Consider the following 511-nt stretch of genomic DNA (forward strand, 5'->3'; position numbering starts at 1 on the left):
CAGGATGCGTGTAGTTTGTCCCAGATATCGGTATTGCTCCTCGAGCCAGGATGGCTCTCCCGGGATGAATATATTGAGTTCTGTGCCATAGCCGTTAAAAAATGCGGCGGCAAACTCTCGCCTGACCGGTTCTTTCGCAATCTCGGTTACGCGGTAAATAGCAAAATCGGGTTTAATGAACTTATTCAGATTCAGCAATGGTGGAAAATATAGCGCATTGTGAACACGGCCTGAGACGATTCCCTGCATATCTTTTGGAACTGCAAAACCTTCGCTATACATGATTACGCCGGCGCGGGCGCTGTCGGCAGCGTGTTGGAGTTCTAAACTGGAGCTCCCTTTTGTATCCAGTACAACACCATCGGCACCTGTTTGCTTAATCAGTTTGTAAAGCCCCTCGGTATGTCCTTCGTTACGGGTGCTTTCATCCCAGGGATTATAACAAATAAAAAAAGCGGTACCCTGACTATGGCAATAGTCGGCATCGCGCCGGATTCTGGCCATACCTCCT

The 511-nt window shown here is 48.7% G+C and carries 1 pseudogene; it reads right to left on the bottom strand.

Features of this window, described 5'->3' with window-relative positions:
- Nucleotides 1–504, bottom strand: a pseudogene (locus tag ACNOHI_RS25645) (hypothetical protein); the annotation flags it as partial.
- Nucleotides 505–511 lie beyond the last annotated feature (7 nt).

Source organism: Noviherbaspirillum sp. ST9 (genome assembly GCF_048799745.1).
Classification (GTDB): Bacteria; Pseudomonadota; Gammaproteobacteria; order Burkholderiales; family Burkholderiaceae_D; genus Noviherbaspirillum.